Below are 19190 nucleotides of genomic sequence, written 5' to 3'. Positions count from 1 at the left end.
TCAATTTTGGACGTTTCAAAATTGATGCTTGGGGATTCACTTAAAAAACTATTTTGTGATACCTTTGCCGCATGAGTAAACCATTGACAAAACAGGAACTTCACAACTTAGCCATGAACCATGTAGGTCGGGATTTGGAGCAACGTGGATTTGAATTTGTAGCTGTTAATAGCAAACTCAAACGCCATCCCCAATTTGTGTGTATCGATAAAAACAGTCAATATTATTTTGTGATTGTGAGAGCCGTGTTGTTACCGGATAATCCCAACAATTATGATGTAGTTTGGATGGAAACCTTTAAAAAACACGCCCGGGATAAAGATGCCAAGGTATTATATGCAGGTGTAGGTTTGGGGAATCCCAATGGCGAAGAACTTCCTTTGTATTTAAATGAAGAATATTTAATCGAGTACAATGGCATTCAGGTAATCGATACGCATTTAAATTGAACACCCTTAGTATAGAAATAACATTTATTTAGCCTAATTATGATTAAAAAAGCTTTGGCATTAACATTGTTAATTGCCCTATGTTTTTCCTGCAGTAAACAGATCAAGAATACCAAACTTACAGGTTCTGTATTTGGAACAACCTATTCGGTGATTTATGATTCCGATGAAAATTACCAAGCACAGTTTGATAGTCTGTTTACCGTGATTAACAAATCCATGTCTACTTATATTTCAGATTCTGATATTTCAAAAATCAACAGAAATGAAGACATGCAGGTGGATGAACATTTTTCCAAAGTATTTAATGCTGCAAAAGTAATTTATAGGCACACAGAAGGGGCTTTTGATCCTACTATTGGTGGAGTTGTAAATGCTTGGGATTTTGGTCCGCAAGGAAAAATTAACCATGTAGACAGTATGCAAATCGATAGTCTCATGCGAGATGTTGGTTTCAACAAACTGGGCCTTGTTGATGGTAAAGTTCAAAAACGTCCTAATGCCTTTTTAGATTTCAATGCCATTGCCAAAGGTTACGGAGTGGATGTTATTAGTGAGTATTTGGAGAGTCAAAATGTTGGTAATTATTTGGTTGAAATTGGTGGCGAAATCCGAGGTAAAGGGATTAATATAGATAAGGAGCAAGCATGGAAAGTCGGTGTTGAAAAACCTCATTTTGATGGGGCTCAATCCATTTTACAGGCCATAGAATTACACGACCAAGCTATGGCGACTTCAGGAACCTATAGAAAGTTCAAAATCGATGACAATGGCAATCGCTATTCTCATATTATAGACACTAAAACAGGATACCCTAGCAAAACCAACCTGTTAAGCATTTCCGTAATTGCAGAAGATTGCATGACAGCAGATGCTTATGCTACAGCCTTTAAAGCGATGGGGATTGAAAAAGTGGAAGCGTTTTTGGGAAAACACCCAGAATTAAAAGTGTTCTTGATCTTTGAAAATGACAAAGGCGAGTTTGAAACCAAGGCAATAAACGGTTTCCCTGCAGAATAAATTGGAGTGCATCTATTTTCTTACCACTGGAATAATTTCTCCCTTGGCAAGGCAATAGGTCTCAATGTCATTTTCTGAAAGGCTTGCTGTATAGTCAACTTCTTCTACGGTAAATCCAATACTTCGGAGTTTGTCAAAATAATCCCTGCCGTATACCCTTACGTGGTCATACTGCCCAAAGATTTTGGCACGTTCCTTCTTGTCCGTAATGGAGTCGTCTTCAAACGTAACTTCTCGATTAAGGTCTTGCGGGATTTGAAACACTCCAAAACCGCCTGGTTTTAAAATCCGATATAGTTCTTGCATGGCTTTGGTATCGTCTGGAATGTGTTCCAAAACATGGTTGCATAGGATGATATCAAAGGAATCGTCTTCAAAAGGGAGATTGCAGATATCTGCTTTTACATCGGCCAAAGGCGAATTGAGGTCAGTAGTAGTATAGTTCAAGTTGTCCATGGCTCTAAAACGCTTGTAAAAGGCCTGCTCTGGTGCAAAATGAAGTACTTTATGCTGTCCCGTAAAAAAGTCGGTTTCATTTTTTAAATACAGCCATAACAGTCTGTGACGTTCTAAAGACAAAGTGGAAGGTGATAATACATTGCTTCTTTGGTTGCCATATCCGTAAGGTAGGAACGTTTTAAAGCTTTTCCCGTCAATAGGGTCTGTAAATTGATCGCCTTTGAGGTAAGCAGCTAAAATTGGTCTAACCGCATAACTTAAACGAATAAGTACTGGTCTGGGTACGGTATTTAAAACTATTTTGAAAAGCTTCTTCAAGGGCAATTACATTTCTATTGGTTGGGACAATGTAATCAATTCTGCAATGCTGTCCCAAAGTTGTATGCGGTGTTGGAGGGCCAATTTGGCCACTTCCAAAGTCTCTTCCCATTTTTGCGAATCATCACCACAAAGTTCGGCAATCATCTTTAGGGATAAAGGTCCATGCTCGTCACCATCCAATTCAATGTGACGGTTTAAATAGTAAGTCAATTTACTACAATCGGTTTTTTCTGCCTCCGACTGATTGATGATTTGGAAAAACATATCAGGAATCACATCTTCACGACCAAAGGTAAAAGCCGATGCAATTTTGTGAGCTTCATTGCTGGCGATCACCTCAAAGGTGAAATTGATAAACTTTAAGGTTTCTTCTTGTAGAGACGTTTTTGTTGCGGCATCGTTAATAGTAGCTCCTTCACATATATCGTTAACAAAAGCTTCTATTGGCGTTGTATTGGCACCAATTTGCCTCATGGCATCCAAGTACATTTCGTAATGGCTTTTAGGCTCACCAAGTTCATTGACATCGCTTTCCTCACCCAATACAATTTCATTAATGAATCGTGCTGTAGCTGGATTTTTGGCAGGTACCCAAGGTAATGTTACCGTGGTTAACTGGTTTTGCAATGCCTTTAATAAAGACATAAAGTCCCAAACAGCAAAAACATGCTGCTCCATAAAGATTTTGATGTCTTCAATAGAGGATAGGTTGCTGTATAAATGGTGGTTATTGAGGGTGTCTCGAAGCGGGGTAAGTTGCTGCTCGATTAAATCAATTCTATTCATAAATCTGATTAAAGGACCAATGCTTTTTGTCTGAATTCGTTTTCTTCGTCGCTCTCGATGCCCAATGCTTCGTAGATATAGGCAAACGTAGAAAGGATTTCAGGTTTTCCATCAATAATGGCTACGTCATGTTCAAAATGCGCAGATGGTTTATTGTCTAAAGTAGTGATGGTCCAACCATCTCTATGTTGCTTGATGCGGTGAGTTCCCATATTGATCATAGGCTCGATAGCCACCACTTGACCTTCGATGAATTTTTTCCCGCGGCCGCGTTTTCCATAATTTGGCATTTCTGGATCTTCGTGCATTTTGCGTCCAATACCATGTCCTACAAGCTCACGAACTACCCCGTAACCATGAGATTCACAAAACTGCTGAATGGCGAATCCAACATCTCCCACACGGTTACCAACTTTAAATTCCCTGATTCCTATGTAAAGAGATTCCTTGGTTACATCCAATAACTTTTGGGTTTCTGGATCAATTTCACCCACGGGGAACGTGTAGGCATGGTCTCCATAAAAATCATTTTTGATAGCACCGCAGTCAATGGAAATAATGTCTCCTTCCATCAATGGCTCATCGGTTGGGAATCCATGGACTACTTGAGAGTTAGGACTCATACAAAGTGTATTTGGGAAGTCGTATAATCCCAAAAAACCTGGAATGGCACCTTGTTCCCTAATAAATTCCTCCGCCATTTTATCCAATTGCAAAGTGGTTACGCCAGGCTTTACTTCCTTGGCCAACATTCCTAAAGTTTTGGATACAATTAAGGCGCTTTCGCGCATCATTTCTATTTCCTCTCTTGTTTTTGCTATAATCATGATTCAAAAAAATATGTGCAAAGATACTTAAAATAAACTAGCTATCTTACATTGGTTTTTGTACTGACTTTGGTCAGTGTGGGTTACAGATTTATTTAATTACTTTGCAAAGAGAATTAATGAGAAGTGTTATGTATAAGTCAGTTACAGCAGAAGAAGCGGTTAAAATAGTAAAGTCCAACGATAAAGTATATTTACAGGCAGCGGCAGCAGCACCTCAAGTGTTGATTAAGGCCTTGACGGAAAGACATGAGGAACTTAGAAATGTTGAGATTTGCCAATTGCATACTGAGGGAGAGGCTCCTTATGCCAATCCGGAGTTGAGAGACAGTTTTCATGTGAATTCCTTTTTCCTTGGGAAAAACGTGCGCCACACACTGCAGGCTGGGAACGGTTCTTATACTCCAGTATTTTTAAGCGAATTGCCGTTGTTGTTCAAGCGAAATATCGTGGACCTGCAAGTAGCGCTTATTCATGTATCCGTACCCGATAGACATGGGTATTGTTCTTTGGGTGTTTCGGTGGAAGCTACTTTGGCGGCCATTGACAATGCCGATTATGTAATTGCTCAAGTAAACAAACAAATGCCAAGAACTTTTGGGGATGGTATTATTCACGTATCCGAAATTGATGCTTTTGTGGATTGCGATGAGCCTCTGCCAATACATCATGTGGGGACACCTTCTGATTTGGAAACCACCATTGGTGATTATGTGGCGAGTTTAATTGAAGACCGTAGCACTTTGCAAATGGGGATTGGGAATATTCCCAATGCCGTGCTGACACGTTTGACCTCACATAAAGATTTAGGGCTGCATACCGAAATGTTTTCAGATGGGGTTATTGATTTAATTTTAAGTAATGTCATCACCGGTAATTATAAAGGCATCGATCCAGGAAGAGCCTTGGCTACCTTTTTAATGGGCTCACAACGTTTATATGATTACGTGCATGACAATCCGTATGTGGAATTGCGTTCTTCAGATTATGTAAACGACGTCTCGGTGATTAAGCAAAACCCCAAAATGGTGGCGATTAATTCTGCCATTGAAGTGGATTTAACAGGACAGGTATGTGCAGATTCCTTCGGAACAAAAATGTATTCCGGGGTAGGTGGACAAATGGATTTTATACGAGGCGCTTCCCTAAGTGAAGGTGGGAAAGCCATCATTGCCTTGCCTTCGGTTACCAAAAGTGGTATCAGTAGAATTGTACCAACATTAAGGCCTGGGGCAGGGGTTGTAACAACACGATCCCATATCCATTACGTGGTAACAGAATATGGGATCGCGAATTTATATGGTAAAACTATTGCCGAAAGGGTGAAAGCTTTGGTAAATATTGCGCATCCAGACCATAGAGAATCCATAGATAGTCAATATTTTGAACTTTCAAGAGGCTGTTAGCGTCTTAAGAAAGAAAAAATACCCTTTTTTTGTTTCTCTTTTAGCTGCTGTGGCATTTCGTTCGTGATGAGTTGATAGACTTCTCCCCATCCCAAAACACCTCCTATATTGCGGTCGTCAATAAAGATGTCTGCATATATTTTTCTACTCTTGCTGTAGTCAAATTGCTCTTCAGGAAAACTCTTGTTTACGGCATAAAAATGAATGCCATTTTCTTCACAGAACTGAACGGCTTCTTCTAGCCTGATCCCGCTTCGGTAGGTCCATAAGATTAAGCGGTGACCATCGTTTTGTAGACGCTTTAGGGTTTCAAAAGCGAAAATCCTTGGTTTCCCAATTTTTGGGTAGGCGTCTTCAACGATGGTACCATCAAAATCAACTGCTATAATTAGCTTTTCCTGAAAATTCATCCGTTAACATTTAGCTTGCTAAAATATACAAAATATATTTTATCAGCTTTATTCAACAAGAGAATGGCGGGTCATCGCTTCAGGTTGCGGCACGCCCATAAGTTTTAAAATGGTAGGTGCAATATCACCTAAAATACCATCGGTAATTTTTGTTTTGTCATTATCTATTAAAATAATAGGCACCGGATTTGTGGTGTGTGAGGTGTTTGGAGAACCATCTGGATTAATCATGGTTTCACAGTTTCCGTGATCGGCAATCAATATGGTTGAATAATTGTTTTCCAAAGCGGTTTCTACAACTTGTTTAACACATTTGTCCACAGCTTCGCAAGCCTTAATGGCAGCTTCCATTACTCCTGTGTGCCCAACCATATCCCCGTTGGCAAAGTTAAGGCAAACAAAATCGGCTGATTTTTGCTGTAGTTCAGGAACCAATGCATCTGTTAGCTCGTAGGCACTCATTTCTGGCTGAAGGTCGTAAGTGGCAACTTTCGGTGAATTTTTAAGAATTCTCTTTTCGCCTTCAAACGGTGTTTCCCTTCCTCCTGAAAAGAAAAAGGTGACGTGTGGGTACTTTTCGGTTTCGGCAATTCTTATTTGTGTTTTGTGGTGTTTTTCCAAAACCTCACCTAAAGTATCGCTTAGATTGTCCTTGTCGAACACAACGTTAATGCCTTCGAAGGAATCATCATAGTTGGTCATGGTTACATAATGCAACTTCAGTTTGTGCATATTTTGTTCGTGGAAGTCGGTTTGCGTTAACGCTTCGGTAAGCTGTCTTCCACGGTCTGTTCTAAAATTGAAGAAAATTACTACATCACCATCTTGAATTTTAGTTATAGGCTCCCCGGCATCGTCCACGGCAATGATAGGTTTGATAAATTCATCGGTGACATCATTTTCGTAACTATGGTCTATAGATTTTAATACATTTTTGGAGTGTTCTCCAGTTCCGTGCACCAAGGCATCATAGGCCAATTTTACACGTTCCCAACGCTTGTCTCTATCCATGGAATAGTAACGTCCTATAACCGTAGCAAGTTTAGTGTTGGTGTTTTCAATATGCTCTTCAAGCTCAGTAACAAATCCAAAACCAGATTTAGGATCTACGTCCCTGCCATCGGTGAAGGCATGTACATAGGAATGCTCTACACCATAATCGTTGGCGGCATCTACAAGCCCTAACAAGTGGTTGATATGTGAATGAACCCCACCATCACTTAACAAACCAAGAAAATGAATGGGTTTGTTGTTGGATTTGGCATATTCAAAAGCTTCAACAAGTGCGGGTTCGTTACGAAGGGTTTTGTTTTGAATGGCTAAATTTATCTTTACTAAATCTTGGTATACTATTCTACCGGCACCTAAATTCATATGTCCAACTTCACTGTTTCCCATTTGTCCTTCAGGGAGGCCAACATGGAGTCCGTCCGTCCTTAAACTGGCATTGGAATAGGTGTTGTAAAGCGAGTCTATAAATGGCGTGTTTGCGTTGTCTATGGCGGATACTTTGGGGTCCGGAGATTTGCCCCAACCGTCAAGAATCATAAGGATTACTTTTTTGTTCATGGTGCTTTTCAATTTATTATCAAAGATAAATGTTTATAACAGGACGTCGAAATTTAAGGAGCACAAATTGCTTGAATATCTATGTTAAGTTAAGGTGTGGTTGCGTGGGAAAATTAATATAATCTTAACAGAATTGTGTTTAAATAGTTAAAAATGTGTTATATATGATTTATTTGTGTAACAAATCCAGAAATTATACGTCTCTTTACTGTAATCAAAAAACAATCATTAATCAAATCAAAAATCTTTCATCATGAAAAAATCGGTAATTATTATTGCAGTTGCATTGGGATTTATGGTAAGTTCCGCACATGCTACAACTTCGTTTAAAACAATTGACAACTTTAAAACTGTAAAGGTTAACACTTCGGTTAATCCATTTTGTGTTGCCATAGCTAAAGGCGACCTCCAAACAGTTCAAAAGCTTATTGAGTTGGGAGCAGATGTAAACGAAAGATCCAACGGAATGACGCCATTAATGTATGCAGCAAAGTACAACAGAGTAGCCATTATCAAACTTTTGGTAGCTAATGGCGCAGATTTAGACAGAAAAAGTGAAGACGGTTTAACAGCGGCACATTATGCAGAACGCTCTAACGCTCAGGATGCCCTGTCTGTCATAGAAGACTTAGATAAAGCATAAAAGTAACACTAGTAAGTGCTTTTCAGCATTTATTATTAGTTAGTTGGTTAGTTAGTTTAGTTAGAGAAAAAAACTCCCTACATGGGAGTTTTTTTGTATTTGGCAATGGCTGCTTTTATTTTTTCAATGCGGTTATCGGGGTCGGGATGTGTACTTTGGTATTCTGGAACTCGATTGGGGCCTGCTGCCGCTTTTAAAATTTCCATAACCCCAATCATTTCTTCTGGGTCGTAACCTGCGTCTATCATCAACATAATGCCAAGGTCGTCCGATTCCAGTTCATCTCCTCTACTGTTGGTAAGTAACTTTTGTTGTCCTATACCACCAATTAATTGCCCCATATCGGCTCCCACAGAGGCACCTGTGGTAACGGTTTTCCAAAACTCGGTTTCCGCAATACGTTCTGCAGAATGCCTGCCTAAAACGTGGCCTATTTCATGGCCAAGAACACCGGCTAATTGAGCTTCGTTTTCAAGTCTGGAAAATAGGGCGTAGGTAATAAACACTTGCCCTCCGGGTAAGGCAAAGGCATTAATGGTGTTGGAATCTCCCAATAGATGAAAATGATAATCGTAAGGTGTTTGGCTGGCAATACTGCTTTGAACCAATTTATTGCCTACTTGGGTTACGAAAGCTTGATATTGATTGTTAGGATGTAGACCTCCAAATTCTTGTTCCATTTGAGGTGCGCTTTGTAGCCCAATGGCAATTTCTTGGTCCGCCGTCATATTGATGACTTGGTCTTTGCCTGTATACGGATTGGTTTCCATGCTGCTGCAACGCTTTATAAATGCAAAGGCAACAATACAGAGTCCTAGCAAGAGTCTGATTTTTAATCTATTGGTTCTCATGTTCAAATAGTTGTGAAAACTAAAATTACGAAATTTTTAGCGTAATAATTCAGGATTTATATCTAAAAGATGCTCTTGTTTGTAGGTTGAAATGACCTCTGGCGTAAGGAAGTCATTTCCTAGCAAATGTTCGTTTTTTAAAATTTCAACTAAATCCAAATTGCTATAAGATTCTAAATACACTTTGGAGAGTGGTTTGTAGCTGTAATGCCAAGGCTCATATTGGAATCCTTTTCGGGAAGGATCGTTGGTGTAGACCAAGAAAAAACCAAAGCGATTGGCATTATGGTCCATCCATTGTTTTAGCTTATGAAAAGAGCCGTCGGCTTGAAAATGTTCTTCCAATAAAACATCTCCCTTTGGCTGAACCACATTAGCATCAATAATATCTAAGTCTGTTCCCCAATGGTGTCTGGAAGTACCAGGAATGGTAGAGTATTCAATAATGGCATTGATGGCATCAAACCCATACATGCCCTGAGAAGTGAACAAATTGTACTTTCGGTTCCAAATCCGTTTTTGGTGATTAAAGTTGCGATAGCTGGAGACTACCTTAATATTGATGCCTTCCTGTAAAGCTTCAGCTTTCATTTTTAAAAAAGCTTCATGAGCTTGTAAAAGTAATTTGTGTCCATTTCCGAAAAGGGTAGGAGTGCCCTTGCCCATCAATAATTCACAAGAAATGGAATTGGAGGCCAATAAATTGTTGGGGAAGGCAGAAAACGCCAGTCCCAACAAGGATGCAGATTTTATGAAATGTCGTCTTTTCAAAGCAATTTATACATGGTGAAATGTAATCCTATTTTGGGAATATCAAAAGGTTCCCCAATTATTTTAAAGCCATTTTTCTCATAAAAAGGGACAGCAATAGCTCTTGCATTGCACCAAACAACTTGAGCATTTAGTTTGTGCAATATGTTTTCTCCATGCTGTATTAAGGCGGTGCCCAAACTAAGTCCCTGTAAATTTTCAAGAACTGCCATGCCTCGCAATTGATATTGCATAACATGCCGTAAAAGTGGTGTGCCATTTTTTAGGTAGGTGACCACTCCAGATAATTGATTTTGATAAAAAAGCCCTAAATGGAAGGTGGAATCTAGGTCGTCATTATCAAAAATGCAGTCTTCAATAGGACGTCCGGGTCTTAAAACAGGATGCCTAACCACATAAGTTTCCTGTGCGGTGATATTTTTTACAAAAAAATCTTCTTTAGAGGTGGGTGTCAAAATGTTTGATAAATAATAGGTTAGCTGAAACGGAAAGCAAACTTAAATAAAAAGATGAATAAAAATGAATTTTTCTCTTTTGTACATTGAATAGTTTGTATATATTTGCGCCAGAATTGCGGGAGTAGCTCAGTTGGTAGAGCGTCAGCCTTCCAAGCTGAATGTCGCCGGTTCGAACCCGGTCTCCCGCTCAAAAAGCTTCACTGAAAAGTGGGGCTTTTTTATTAAATAGTAGTTAGGGTAAAAACGGAGCCAGTTTCTTTTATAGAAATTGTCTCCGTTTTTTATTTGACATCTATTTTAAATGAGATAACTCTGTTCCGGTTGCAACTTCATAGGGAGTTTTGCCGTGTTCAAAAATTCTGGCATCCAAACTGCCTTTTAATTTAATGGTATTTCCTGTAACATGCAGCCAGCTTCCTTCTCTAAGTCCAACTACAGGTTGGGTGTTAAATTTATGGAATTCTTGTATTCGGGTCTCTCTAGTTTCTCCCATGTGGGTGCTACTAGGGTCTGGATCCAAATAATGCGGGTTTAGGTTGAAAGGTACAAAGCCAAAGGTTTTAAAACTTGGCGGGTACACAATTGGCATGTCATTAGTGGTATTCATAGTTAAACCACAAATATTACTGCCGGCACTGGTACCGAGGTAAGGAGTTCCGTTTGATACGGCTTCCTTGATAACTTCAACAAGGCCGTTTTTATAAAGTTGGTTGACCAATACAAACGTGTTGCCGCCTCCAACAAAGATAGCTTTGGCTTGTTTTATGGCTTCGGAAGGGGAATCGAATTCGTGAAGGCCTTTTACGGTTTTGTTTATTTTGGCAAAGGGTTCGCTTACTTTAGCGGTATATTCGTCATGTGTGATCCCTCCAGGTCTGGCATAGGGTACAAACAAAATCTCTTCCGTAGCCTCAAAAAAAGTACTCAATTCTTCCAAAAGATATTCCAAAGGCCCACTTCCATGCAAGGTGGAGGTACTGGCAATAATAATAGTTTTCATCATTCATTAATTTGTTGTAAATTTAAGTAAACATCCCCTTTAACAAAAGTTTATCAATGCATTGAAGTTTATTTAAGACAAGATGTCGTTACTTTATTACATAAAACCAAATTTTATGGCTAAATCTATTTTGCTACTCAGCGTTTTGCTGTTAAGTTTTCAGGTGCACTCGCAACAACTCAATAGGATTACCGTAAACGGTAGAATAGTGGTGGATAGTGATGATATTGAAGGTGTGACTGTTTTTAATAGGGCATCCAATAAGGGAACCATTACTAATGAAAAAGGAGAGTTTTCAATTAAAGTGGCCGTTGAAGATGTGTTGGAATTTCATGCTTTGCAGTTTGAGGAATTTGAGGTGGTAATAGACCAAGAGATCATTATGTCTAAACAACTTACCGTGTTTTTGGTGGAAAAAGTGAATATGTTGGATGAGGTGGTGGTATTACCGTATGATCTTTCTGGAAATTTAATGGTGGATGTGGAAAGTGTTAAAATCTATAATGCCGATCTAAAAAGTCTTGACTTGGGGCTCGGAAACATGGATGAATTTGAGTTTCGTGACAATGCTGATGTTGGGACCGAAAACCTTGTTAAGCATTCCCAAGCTCAAACCATGAAAAATGGACTTAACATTAAGAACATTGTAAGTCTACTATTGATTCCGTTATTTGACTCGCCAAATAATTCAAAAAATGATAAAGATACTACTGTTGATGTTCCCATGAGTACATTTAAAAGTCAGTATAGCGAAGAATTTCTAGAGCAAAATTTTGGAATTCCTAAAAACCAAATTGACAATTTTATCATTTATGTGGAGGATAGTGGTTTGGATTATAGCTTGCTTGACGAAGGTAAAGAGTTGCAATTCCTTGAATATATCAATGACAAGAGCAAACTGTTTTTAAGTACACAGAGTGGTAAAAATTAGGTGGCTTTTTTTACTGTGCTACATTGTTGGTATTGGAGTAGTCTGTGCGCAACAAAAAGTATTGAGCGGCATTATTTCGGCTAGTGGTGATGTGGAAGGTATTCATGTAATCAACAAAACTGCGAGTAAATTCACTAAAACAGAGGTTTCTGGGAGTTTTTCAATTCCTGCTAGTCTTCATGATACACTAAAAATAACGGGTATAAAATATCAATCAAAAGAAGTAGTGGTAACTTCCAAAATCTTAAATTCTGAGCAATTTAAGGTAAGGTTGGAAGATCAAATTACAGAACTGGATGAAGTGATTGTAGGTAAAGTATTGACCGGTGATTTAATGTCCGATATTCAAAATTCCGAAGCCAAACGCGATATCAATTTTTACGATGTGGGAATCCCTGGATATACAGGAAAACCCTTGACTCAAAATGAGAGGAAGTTATCAGAAGCTGATAGTGGCCAATATGTGTATTTTGCTGTTATAGCCTTGTCCATAAATGTGCATAAAATCTTAAACAAGATTAGTGGCCGTACAAAAAAGTTAAAATACCATGTGAAATTAGAGCAGCAGGATGCCTGTATGAACAAGGCAAAATCTGAATTTTCCGAAATACTTTTTGGAGGGGTGGACCTGGAAGAAGGGTTAATTGCCGAGTACTTTTATTATGTGTCTGAAGATCCTCAATTTCTGGAGATTTGTAACTTAAATAATGCCAAAAGCATGTATGATTTTTTGGTGTTGAAGCTGGAATCGTATAATGATAATATTGAGTCTGATGAGAATTAGGTTCTGTTCTCATTATGGTTTTAGGGCGCTAATGCGGATCACTTTTAGTCTGCTTTTTCTGTTTGTTTGTAAAGGATATGCACAAACTGAAACTATACATGGAGCAGTAAGTGCCAATGGCGATGTTGAGGGAATTCATATTATCAATAAAACAGCAAGTAAATTTTCCAAAACAGATGAAAACGGGAGTTTTGTAATTCCAGCAAGCCTTCAAGATACCTTGCAAATCACAGGTGTTAAGTATAAAACCAAGGAAATAATTATAACTACGGATATTTTCAATTGCAAAACTGTAAAAGTTAAATTAGAGGATCAAATTAATGAATTGGATGAGGTGATTGTCGGCAAGGTCTTAACGGGAAATTTACTGCTGGATGTACAGAATTCCGAAGCCAAACGAGATATCAATTTTTACGATGTTGGCATCCCAGGTTATACCGGGAGGCGTAAAACTCAACGTGAACGGAGGCTTTATGAAGCGACCACAGGTGGCGGGATTGTGCCGCTCAACCCAATCATGAATTGGATTTCTGGTCGTACCAAACGGCTCAAGCATTTAGTTAAGTTGGAACGTCAGGATCAATATATGAATCAAACCATGTTTGAGTTTTCTGAGATGCTTTTGGAAATTGAGGAGTTGGAGGAATCCCAGAAAATGGAATTTTTCTATTTTGCTTCCGAAGATGAGCGTTTCATGGAACTCTATAAATTGAATAACGATATGTTGATGTTTGAATATCTCAATGAAAAATTGGAGATCTACAGAAAACGTCTTAACGAGAATAAGAATTGACCGTTAAATATTTTTGAAACACTGAGTATCTAAATAAACTACTTAGTATATTTGCAACGTGATACTATCAAGAACATTTTTATTTATAGGCACTACCGAAGTCATGTTCATACTATTTATAGTAGTCATGGTGTTTGGTGCCGATAAAATTCCTGAAATAGCTAGAGGATTGGGGAAAGGTATGCGCATGCTTCGTGATGCCTCTACAGATATCAAATCGGAAATTACCAAAAGCGCCGAGAAAAATGGCATTGATACCAGTATTACCCAAGATGTTCAAGACGAACTTACCAAAGTTAAGGATGATTTGGAGCAATTTACTGGGTCTGTAAGACGTAAAATGTAAAGTTTCTTTTTACAATTTTCGGCTGATGGTAAGGCCGTCTCTAATAGGTAGCAATACGGTTTCAATACGTTTGTCTTCTTTCAATAGTTTATTGTATTCCAACAGTGCCAAAGTTGAAAGATCATCCTCTTTTACCTGTTGGATCACTTTACCGCTCCACAATACATTATCGGATAATAAAATACCGCCTTTGTTGAGTCGCTCCACAATTAAATGGAAGTAGTTGACATAGTTGGGTTTGTCTGCGTCAATAAACACCAAATCGTAAGTGAGGTCCAGTTCCGGAATAATTTCCGTGGCATCTCCTAAATGTTGGTGGATTTGGGATCCATAAGGAGAGATGTCAAAATATTTGCGTTGAAAATCCACCAATTCTTCATTGATGTCAATCGTGTGCAAAACCCCATGTTCCTGAAGCCCTTCTGCTAAACATAGGGCCGAATAGCCTGTATAAGTACCAATTTCCAAAATGCTCTTGGGGTTGATAATTTTTGAAATCATACTTAATAAACGGCCTTGGTAATGCCCACTCAACATTCTAGGCTGCAAAATCTTTTGAAAGGTTTCCCTTGTCAGTTGCTGCAGTAATTCCGGTTCGTCCTCTGTATGAGCAACTACATAGTCGTCTAAGGCTTCAGGTATAAAATGCATTAGGATAAAATCTTATTGATTAAATTTTGCTTTTTGATTTCGTCATCCCCATATAGCCATTGCAAGACATTGTTTTCCCACATGGCATCTTTTTCTTGTTCATTAATAATATTTCTTTCTATGGCTAAGTCCAAGATTTTTCCAGGATAGGAAGATTGTGTGGCACTTTCCATTTCTCCCAAAGGGTAAGGATCGTCCAAACCTATTAAGACCTGCTTGGACGTTTGGTTTTTGATCAAGAGTTCCAAAGAACCTGTGTCGTGAACCAAGGTATCAAAGAAAATGTTCTTATGGCCAACGGCTTTTCTTGGATGCACTTTGCCTTCAAACAAATCGTGTCTACCATCAAATCCTTGGATGCGTCTTCCTAGGTTAATTTGTGCCAATTGTCCTCCGTGCGCAAAACAAACCCGCATGTTCGGATACTTTTCATAATACCCATTTAAGGTCAAGAAATGGTAGGCATCGGCACATTGGGCCAACATCCAAATTAAGTGGAATCGCCAAGACGTGTTTTGTAGTTTAATGAATTTTTCACCATCATAGGGATGGATTTCTACCGCCAAATTGTATTTATTGGCCAATTCAAAGATAGGCTCGTTTTCCTCATCAAAAATACAACGCCAGGTACCAATGGTATCCATATAGTGTGTTGGCAAGCACAATAGGTTCATGCCTAATTCTTCAACACAACGTTCAATTTCCCAGCAAGCACCTCGTACAAATCCCGGGTGTACCACAAACCCACAAGTAAATTTACTGGGGTTTTCGGCTTGGATTCTTCCATTGAAATCATTCTGGAATCGTAAGGCCTGCTTCATTTCTTCAAGACGCAAACCATTACCGTACAGTTGCGATAAATTTAGGACTACGGCATGATCAATATTAAAACGATCCATCCACTCCAATTTCTCGTTTAAAAAGAAACTAGAGTCCGTAACCGGACGGCTCCAATCTTTCTGAAGCATATATTTTCGGTCCTTGTCTACCCAAAAAATGCCTTTGTCTTTCATGAACTGGGGAATTTCTTCTGGATAGGGAAGTAAATGAGAATGGCCGTTTATACGAAGTTTGCGTTTTTCCATGGGTGGGTGATGAGCTAGTGTTTTGGTTTGGGGTTATTCTTCGGTTGTTACTGGTGCTGGTGGCTGCATAACATGTCCGCAATTGGTGCAAGTGCGTTTGTCCAAATCACCATAATATTTATCAAAAATTACAGGCATATCGGTTTCAATGTTGTCCAACGGAAACTTTTCGCGATACAACTGCTCGTTGCAATTTTCGCAATACCATTCCAAGGCATCATTAACACCTTCGGCTCTTGGGTATTCAATCACCAAACCAACCGTATTGGCTTTGCGTTGTGGCGAATGTGGCACACCCGGAGGCAGCAAATAAATATCTCCTTCCTTGATTTCAATATCTTCGGGTTGGCCATCGTTCATGATGCGCAATACCATATCGCCTTCCAATTGGTAGAAAAACTCAGGTGTTTCGTTGTAGTGATAATCTTTTCTACTGTTGGGACCACCAACAACCATCACAATATAGTCGCCGTTGGGCCATACACATTTGTTGCCAACGGGCGGTTTTAATAAATGACGGTTTTCGTCAATCCACTTTTTAAAATTTAATGGGCTTACCAATTTACTCATTACAATATATTTTGGGCGTGCCCCTAACGGGTCGGGTTTTTCGCGCTACACGGTAGCTTGCTTCAACCCCTCACGCGGGTTTCTATAAAATTACAAACTTTTTGTGCGTCCACCATCAACCGGAAGGTTAATTCCGTTGATATAGCTGGCACATTCACTGGCCAAAAACGTTACGGCATAGGCCAACTCTTCTGGCTGTGCAAAACGCTTTGCAGGAACGGCTTGTTTCATGGCATCGGCAGCGGCTTCTTCACTAGTGCCAGTTTTAGCCGATTTGTTTTTGATGATTTCTGTCAAACGCTCAGTTCCCGTAGCGCCTGGCAAAACGTTATTTACCGTAATACCAAATTGTCCCAATTCATTGGCCAAAGTTTTACTCCAATTAGCAACAGCCCCACGAATGGTATTGCTCACGCCAAGTCCGTCCAGAGGTTGTTTTACCGAGGTGGAAATCACATTGATGATACGCCCGAAACCTTCTTCTTTCATAAACGGCACCACGGCTTGTGCCAACACATGGTTACATTTTAAGTGATTGGTAAAGGCGCTTTCAAATTCTTCCAATTTGGCAGCAAAAACAGGGCCTCCAGCAGGGCCACCTGTATTGTTCACCAAAATATGGAATCCGTGATGAGCTGAAATAAAATCAGTCACCTTTTGTTGCAGTGCTTCTGGATTGGAAAAATCGGCCACGATATAAGAGTGCTCTTTGCGGTTTGGTAATTCGTCAAGTACCGCTTTTAATTTATCTTCATTTCTGGCTACCAAAGTAACTTTGGCACCTTCCTTTGCTAATTCAATGGCTGTTGCTTTTCCTATGCCTGCGGTACTCCCGCAAACCAAAGCATATTTATTGTTTAAGTTTAAAATCATGTTTTAATTTATTTCTAATTGATGTCAGGTCGGGCACAGTCGCGGCCTATAGACTTATATTTTGAATGTATGATATTCCGATAATATTTGAAACAATTTAATGGCTTCGTTGGCCAAAGCTAATTTCTTTTCAAAATAGATAGCTTTTTCGATATCATTAAATTCTTGTTGATTCCTGTGTAGTTAAGACAATTTGAACCTAGTAATACATAAACAAAATATACTTTCATAATTTAACCTCTAGGCTGCGCTCGAGGAGACAGAGTTTCTTTCTAATATTTAATACATACATTCTTGGCTTCGGTAAAGAAACGCAAAGCTTCAAAACCACCTTCTCTACCAACTCCAGAAGCTTTTACACCACCAAAAGGCGTGCGCAAATCTCTCATCAACCACGTGTTCACCCAAACAATTCCTGCTTGTAGTTGTTGGCTCATACGCATGGTACGTTTCAAATCGTTGGTCCAAAGGGTAGAGGATAGGCCGTAGGTGACTTTGTTGGCCATTTGTAGAACTTCATCTTCCGTGTCAAAAGGCATAATGGTCACCACTGGACCAAAAATTTCTTCTTGGTTCACGCGACATTCGTCCGTAGGCACTTCTATAACAGTTGGCTCCAAATAATAACCATTTTCGAAACCTTCAACAGTTACTTGCTTGCCTCCGCAAAGAATCGTGCCACCTTCTTCCTTGGCAATGTCAATATAGCTTTTAACTTTTTTCATATGAGGCTTGGATACCAAAGCCCCAATATCAGTAGAGGCTTCAGATGGATGACCAATTTTAAGGGCCTTTACTTTTGCAACAAAATCGGCTTTGAACTTTTCGTAAATAGGACGTTCCACAAAAATTCGGCTACCGCATAAACAGATTTGTCCTTGGTTGGCGAATGAGGATCGAACGGTTGTTTTCAGCATATCCTCATAATCGCAATCAGCAAAAATGATGTTTGGATTTTTACCGCCTAATTCCAGCGATAGTTTTTTGAACATTGGTGCTGCAATTTTGGCGATATGTGCTCCAGTAGCAGTGCCTCCGGTAAAGGAAATAGCTTTGATGTCTGGATGCTCAATAATGGCCTGTCCAGTTGAGGTTCCCAATCCATGGACAATATTCAAAACACCTTTAGGTAAGCCAGCCTGTGTACAAATAGCTCCCAAAAGGTAAGCAGTCATAGGTGTGATCTCACTAGGTTTGGCCACCACGCAGTTTCCTGCTGCAATCGCAGGGGCGATTTTCCATGTGAATAAATATAAAGGCAAATTCCAAGGTGAAATACAGCCTACTACACCAATAGGTTGACGCAATGTATAGTTCACTGCTTGTTGGCCTACGCTTTCGTGACTTTCACTAGCGAATTGCGTAATGGCATTTCCGAAGAAACGGAAATTGCTGGCCGCTCTTGGGATATCAATGGATCTGGCCAGGCTTAGAGGTTTTCCATTGTCGATACTTTCAGCCTTGGCAAGGTCCTCCAAATTGGCTTCTATCAGTTCTGAAATTTTTAGGAGAATTCTGCTGCGTTCTTCCAAAGTGGTTTGCGACCAAGTAGGGAACGCCGATTTGGCTGCGATATAAGCGTTTTCTACATCTTCTTTGGAAGAGTTCGGAATTTGGCCATAGACTTCACCATTGGCTGGGCAATAATTGTCCAACCAACTTTCTGAGGAAGGTGAGAGGAATTCACCGTTGATATAATTTTGAATGTTCATTTCATTAACAGATAGAAGAACCAAGCTGAAAAGGCTCTAAATTATTCTTGGTTTGATGTCTTTATTCTAGGCCTTTTTATAAGCCGTTACTTTTATTTCAATCAACAAATCCGGATGTGGCAATTGGTGTACGGCCACAGTGGTTCTTGTAGGGCCAGTGCCCTTGTCGAAAAACTCGCCATAGGCTTTGTTGTAGCCTGCAAAGTCATTCATGTTTACCAAAAACGTGGTAACGTCTACAACATCTTTTAAACTGGCACCAACGGTTTGTAAGGTCTTGTCGATGTTCTTTAAAACCTCTTGGGTCTGTACTTCAATATTGAAAATTTTGGTGTTCATTTCATCTACCAATTCTACACCAGCAATGGAGTTGTCTGGTCTTCTGGAACTGGTTCCGGAAACAAAAATAAAATCGCCAACTACCTTTACGTGTGGGTAGGCACCTCTAGGGGTTACTTTCTTTTCTTCGCTCATG

The 19190-nt window shown here is 39.5% G+C and carries 23 protein-coding genes and 1 tRNA gene; 9 read left to right on the top strand and 15 right to left on the bottom strand.

Annotated elements, in window-relative coordinates; all coding sequences use genetic code 11:
- Positions 1-71: 71 nt before the first annotated feature.
- Both RBH95_RS14710 and RBH95_RS14705 read left to right on the top strand, forming a co-directional pair.
- Positions 72-449, top strand: a complete 378-nt coding sequence (locus tag RBH95_RS14710) for a Na(+)-translocating NADH-quinone reductase subunit F (protein WP_307900324.1) — start codon at positions 72-74, stop codon at positions 447-449.
- A 39-nt stretch (positions 450-488) separates the two neighbouring features.
- Entirely contained in the window at positions 489-1469 is a 981-nt protein-coding gene (locus RBH95_RS14705; RefSeq protein WP_307900323.1) for an FAD:protein FMN transferase, read from the top strand.
- Between the two features lie 12 nt (positions 1470-1481).
- Here RBH95_RS14705 and RBH95_RS14700 read toward each other — a convergent pair whose 3' ends face one another.
- The 3 genes from RBH95_RS14700 to map are packed head-to-tail and all read right to left on the bottom strand — an operon-like array spanning position 1482 to position 3862.
- Positions 1482-2246: a class I SAM-dependent methyltransferase gene (locus tag RBH95_RS14700; RefSeq protein WP_307900322.1), complete on the bottom strand. Its 765-nt coding sequence runs from the start codon at positions 2244-2246 to the stop codon at positions 1482-1484.
- 6 nt (positions 2247-2252) lie between these two features.
- Entirely contained in the window at positions 2253-3035 is a 783-nt protein-coding gene (locus RBH95_RS14695; RefSeq protein WP_307900321.1) for a DUF3050 domain-containing protein, read from the bottom strand.
- Between the two features lie 8 nt (positions 3036-3043).
- Complete coding sequence (gene map / locus RBH95_RS14690) at positions 3044-3862, bottom strand: type I methionyl aminopeptidase (protein WP_307900320.1); 819 nt, start codon at positions 3860-3862, stop codon at positions 3044-3046.
- A gap of 131 nt (positions 3863-3993) precedes the next feature.
- Here map and RBH95_RS14685 point away from each other — a divergent pair, with 131 nt between their 5' ends.
- Complete coding sequence (locus RBH95_RS14685) at positions 3994-5268, top strand: acetyl-CoA hydrolase/transferase family protein (RefSeq protein WP_307900319.1); 1275 nt, start codon at positions 3994-3996, stop codon at positions 5266-5268.
- Here the strand turns inward: RBH95_RS14685 and RBH95_RS14680 are convergent.
- Both RBH95_RS14680 and gpmI read right to left on the bottom strand, forming a co-directional pair.
- Positions 5265-5678 (bottom strand): BT0820 family HAD-type phosphatase, encoded by a 414-nt coding sequence (locus RBH95_RS14680; protein ID WP_307900318.1) that lies wholly within the window; start codon positions 5676-5678, stop codon positions 5265-5267. The two genes, RBH95_RS14685 and RBH95_RS14680, sit on opposite strands and share 4 nt — an antisense overlap.
- Before the next feature lie 48 nt (positions 5679-5726).
- Positions 5727-7247, bottom strand: a complete 1521-nt coding sequence (gene gpmI, locus RBH95_RS14675) for a 2,3-bisphosphoglycerate-independent phosphoglycerate mutase (RefSeq protein WP_307900317.1) — start codon at positions 7245-7247, stop codon at positions 5727-5729.
- A gap of 253 nt (positions 7248-7500) precedes the next feature.
- Between gpmI and RBH95_RS14670 the strand changes: the two genes are divergently transcribed.
- A complete protein-coding gene (locus RBH95_RS14670) occupies positions 7501-7890 on the top strand; it encodes an ankyrin repeat domain-containing protein (protein WP_307900316.1) in 390 nt (129 codons plus the stop codon).
- A gap of 77 nt (positions 7891-7967) precedes the next feature.
- Here the strand turns inward: RBH95_RS14670 and RBH95_RS14665 are convergent, their stop codons facing one another.
- The 3 genes from RBH95_RS14665 to RBH95_RS14655 are packed head-to-tail and all read right to left on the bottom strand — an operon-like array spanning position 7968 to position 9967.
- Positions 7968-8741 carry a M48 family metalloprotease gene (locus tag RBH95_RS14665; RefSeq protein ID WP_307900315.1) on the bottom strand — a complete coding sequence of 258 codons (774 nt, stop codon included), beginning with the start codon at positions 8739-8741 and terminating at the stop codon, positions 7968-7970.
- A gap of 36 nt (positions 8742-8777) precedes the next feature.
- Positions 8778-9512: a M15 family metallopeptidase gene (locus tag RBH95_RS14660; RefSeq protein ID WP_307900314.1), complete on the bottom strand. Its 735-nt coding sequence runs from the start codon at positions 9510-9512 to the stop codon at positions 8778-8780.
- On the bottom strand, positions 9509-9967 hold the full coding sequence (locus RBH95_RS14655; protein WP_307900313.1) for a GNAT family N-acetyltransferase: 459 nt from the start codon (positions 9965-9967) through the stop codon (positions 9509-9511). Before RBH95_RS14655 ends, RBH95_RS14660 begins: the two co-directional genes overlap by 4 nt.
- Before the next feature lie 118 nt (positions 9968-10085).
- Here RBH95_RS14655 and RBH95_RS14650 point away from each other — a divergent pair.
- Positions 10086-10158: transfer RNA gene (locus RBH95_RS14650), tRNA-Gly, on the top strand.
- A 104-nt stretch (positions 10159-10262) separates the two neighbouring features.
- On the opposite strand, the gene pepE is transcribed toward RBH95_RS14650, so the two are convergent.
- Positions 10263-10970: a dipeptidase PepE gene (gene pepE / locus RBH95_RS14645; protein WP_307902262.1), complete on the bottom strand. Its 708-nt coding sequence runs from the start codon at positions 10968-10970 to the stop codon at positions 10263-10265.
- 115 nt (positions 10971-11085) lie between these two features.
- Here pepE and RBH95_RS14640 point away from each other — a divergent pair, with 115 nt between their 5' ends.
- From RBH95_RS14640 to RBH95_RS14625, 4 genes are all read left to right on the top strand, one after another.
- Positions 11086-11901 carry a carboxypeptidase-like regulatory domain-containing protein gene (locus tag RBH95_RS14640; RefSeq protein ID WP_307900312.1) on the top strand — a complete coding sequence of 272 codons (816 nt, stop codon included), beginning with the start codon at positions 11086-11088 and terminating at the stop codon, positions 11899-11901.
- Positions 11902-11962: 61 nt separating this feature from the next.
- Entirely contained in the window at positions 11963-12685 is a 723-nt protein-coding gene (locus tag RBH95_RS14635; RefSeq protein ID WP_307900311.1) for a hypothetical protein, read from the top strand.
- Positions 12675-13478, top strand: coding sequence for a carboxypeptidase-like regulatory domain-containing protein (locus RBH95_RS14630; protein ID WP_307900310.1), 804 nt, complete (start codon positions 12675-12677; stop codon positions 13476-13478). The genes RBH95_RS14635 and RBH95_RS14630 overlap by 11 nt, the downstream gene beginning before the upstream one ends.
- Before the next feature lie 58 nt (positions 13479-13536).
- Positions 13537-13824 (top strand): twin-arginine translocase TatA/TatE family subunit, encoded by a 288-nt coding sequence (locus RBH95_RS14625; protein WP_082331919.1) that lies wholly within the window; start codon positions 13537-13539, stop codon positions 13822-13824.
- A gap of 9 nt (positions 13825-13833) precedes the next feature.
- Here RBH95_RS14625 and RBH95_RS14620 read toward each other — a convergent pair whose 3' ends face one another.
- The 6 genes from RBH95_RS14620 to RBH95_RS14595 all read right to left on the bottom strand — a co-directional run bounded on the left by RBH95_RS14620 (position 13834) and on the right by RBH95_RS14595 (position 19189).
- Positions 13834-14475 carry an O-methyltransferase gene (locus RBH95_RS14620; RefSeq protein WP_307900309.1) on the bottom strand — a complete coding sequence of 214 codons (642 nt, stop codon included), beginning with the start codon at positions 14473-14475 and terminating at the stop codon, positions 13834-13836.
- On the bottom strand, positions 14475-15560 hold the full coding sequence (locus RBH95_RS14615) for an amidohydrolase family protein (RefSeq protein ID WP_307900308.1): 1086 nt from the start codon (positions 15558-15560) through the stop codon (positions 14475-14477). The genes RBH95_RS14620 and RBH95_RS14615 overlap by 1 nt, the downstream gene beginning before the upstream one ends.
- A gap of 33 nt (positions 15561-15593) precedes the next feature.
- Positions 15594-16130: a 3-hydroxyanthranilate 3,4-dioxygenase gene (locus tag RBH95_RS14610; protein WP_307900307.1), complete on the bottom strand. Its 537-nt coding sequence runs from the start codon at positions 16128-16130 to the stop codon at positions 15594-15596.
- Positions 16131-16220: 90 nt separating this feature from the next.
- Positions 16221-17003, bottom strand: a complete 783-nt coding sequence (locus RBH95_RS14605; RefSeq protein WP_307900306.1) for an SDR family oxidoreductase — start codon at positions 17001-17003, stop codon at positions 16221-16223.
- Positions 17004-17275: 272 nt separating this feature from the next.
- A complete protein-coding gene (locus RBH95_RS14600; protein WP_307900305.1) occupies positions 17276-18715 on the bottom strand; it encodes an aldehyde dehydrogenase in 1440 nt (479 codons plus the stop codon).
- Positions 18716-18781: 66 nt separating this feature from the next.
- Complete coding sequence (locus tag RBH95_RS14595) at positions 18782-19189, bottom strand: RidA family protein (RefSeq protein ID WP_307900304.1); 408 nt, start codon at positions 19187-19189, stop codon at positions 18782-18784.
- Position 19190 lies beyond the last annotated feature (1 nt).

The sequence above is a fragment of the Mangrovimonas sp. YM274 genome, assembly GCF_030908385.1.
Lineage (GTDB): Bacteria > Bacteroidota > Bacteroidia > Flavobacteriales > Flavobacteriaceae > Mangrovimonas_A.
The sequence above is the reverse complement of the archived record's forward strand: the minus strand, read 5'-3'. Positions and strand labels throughout refer to the sequence as shown.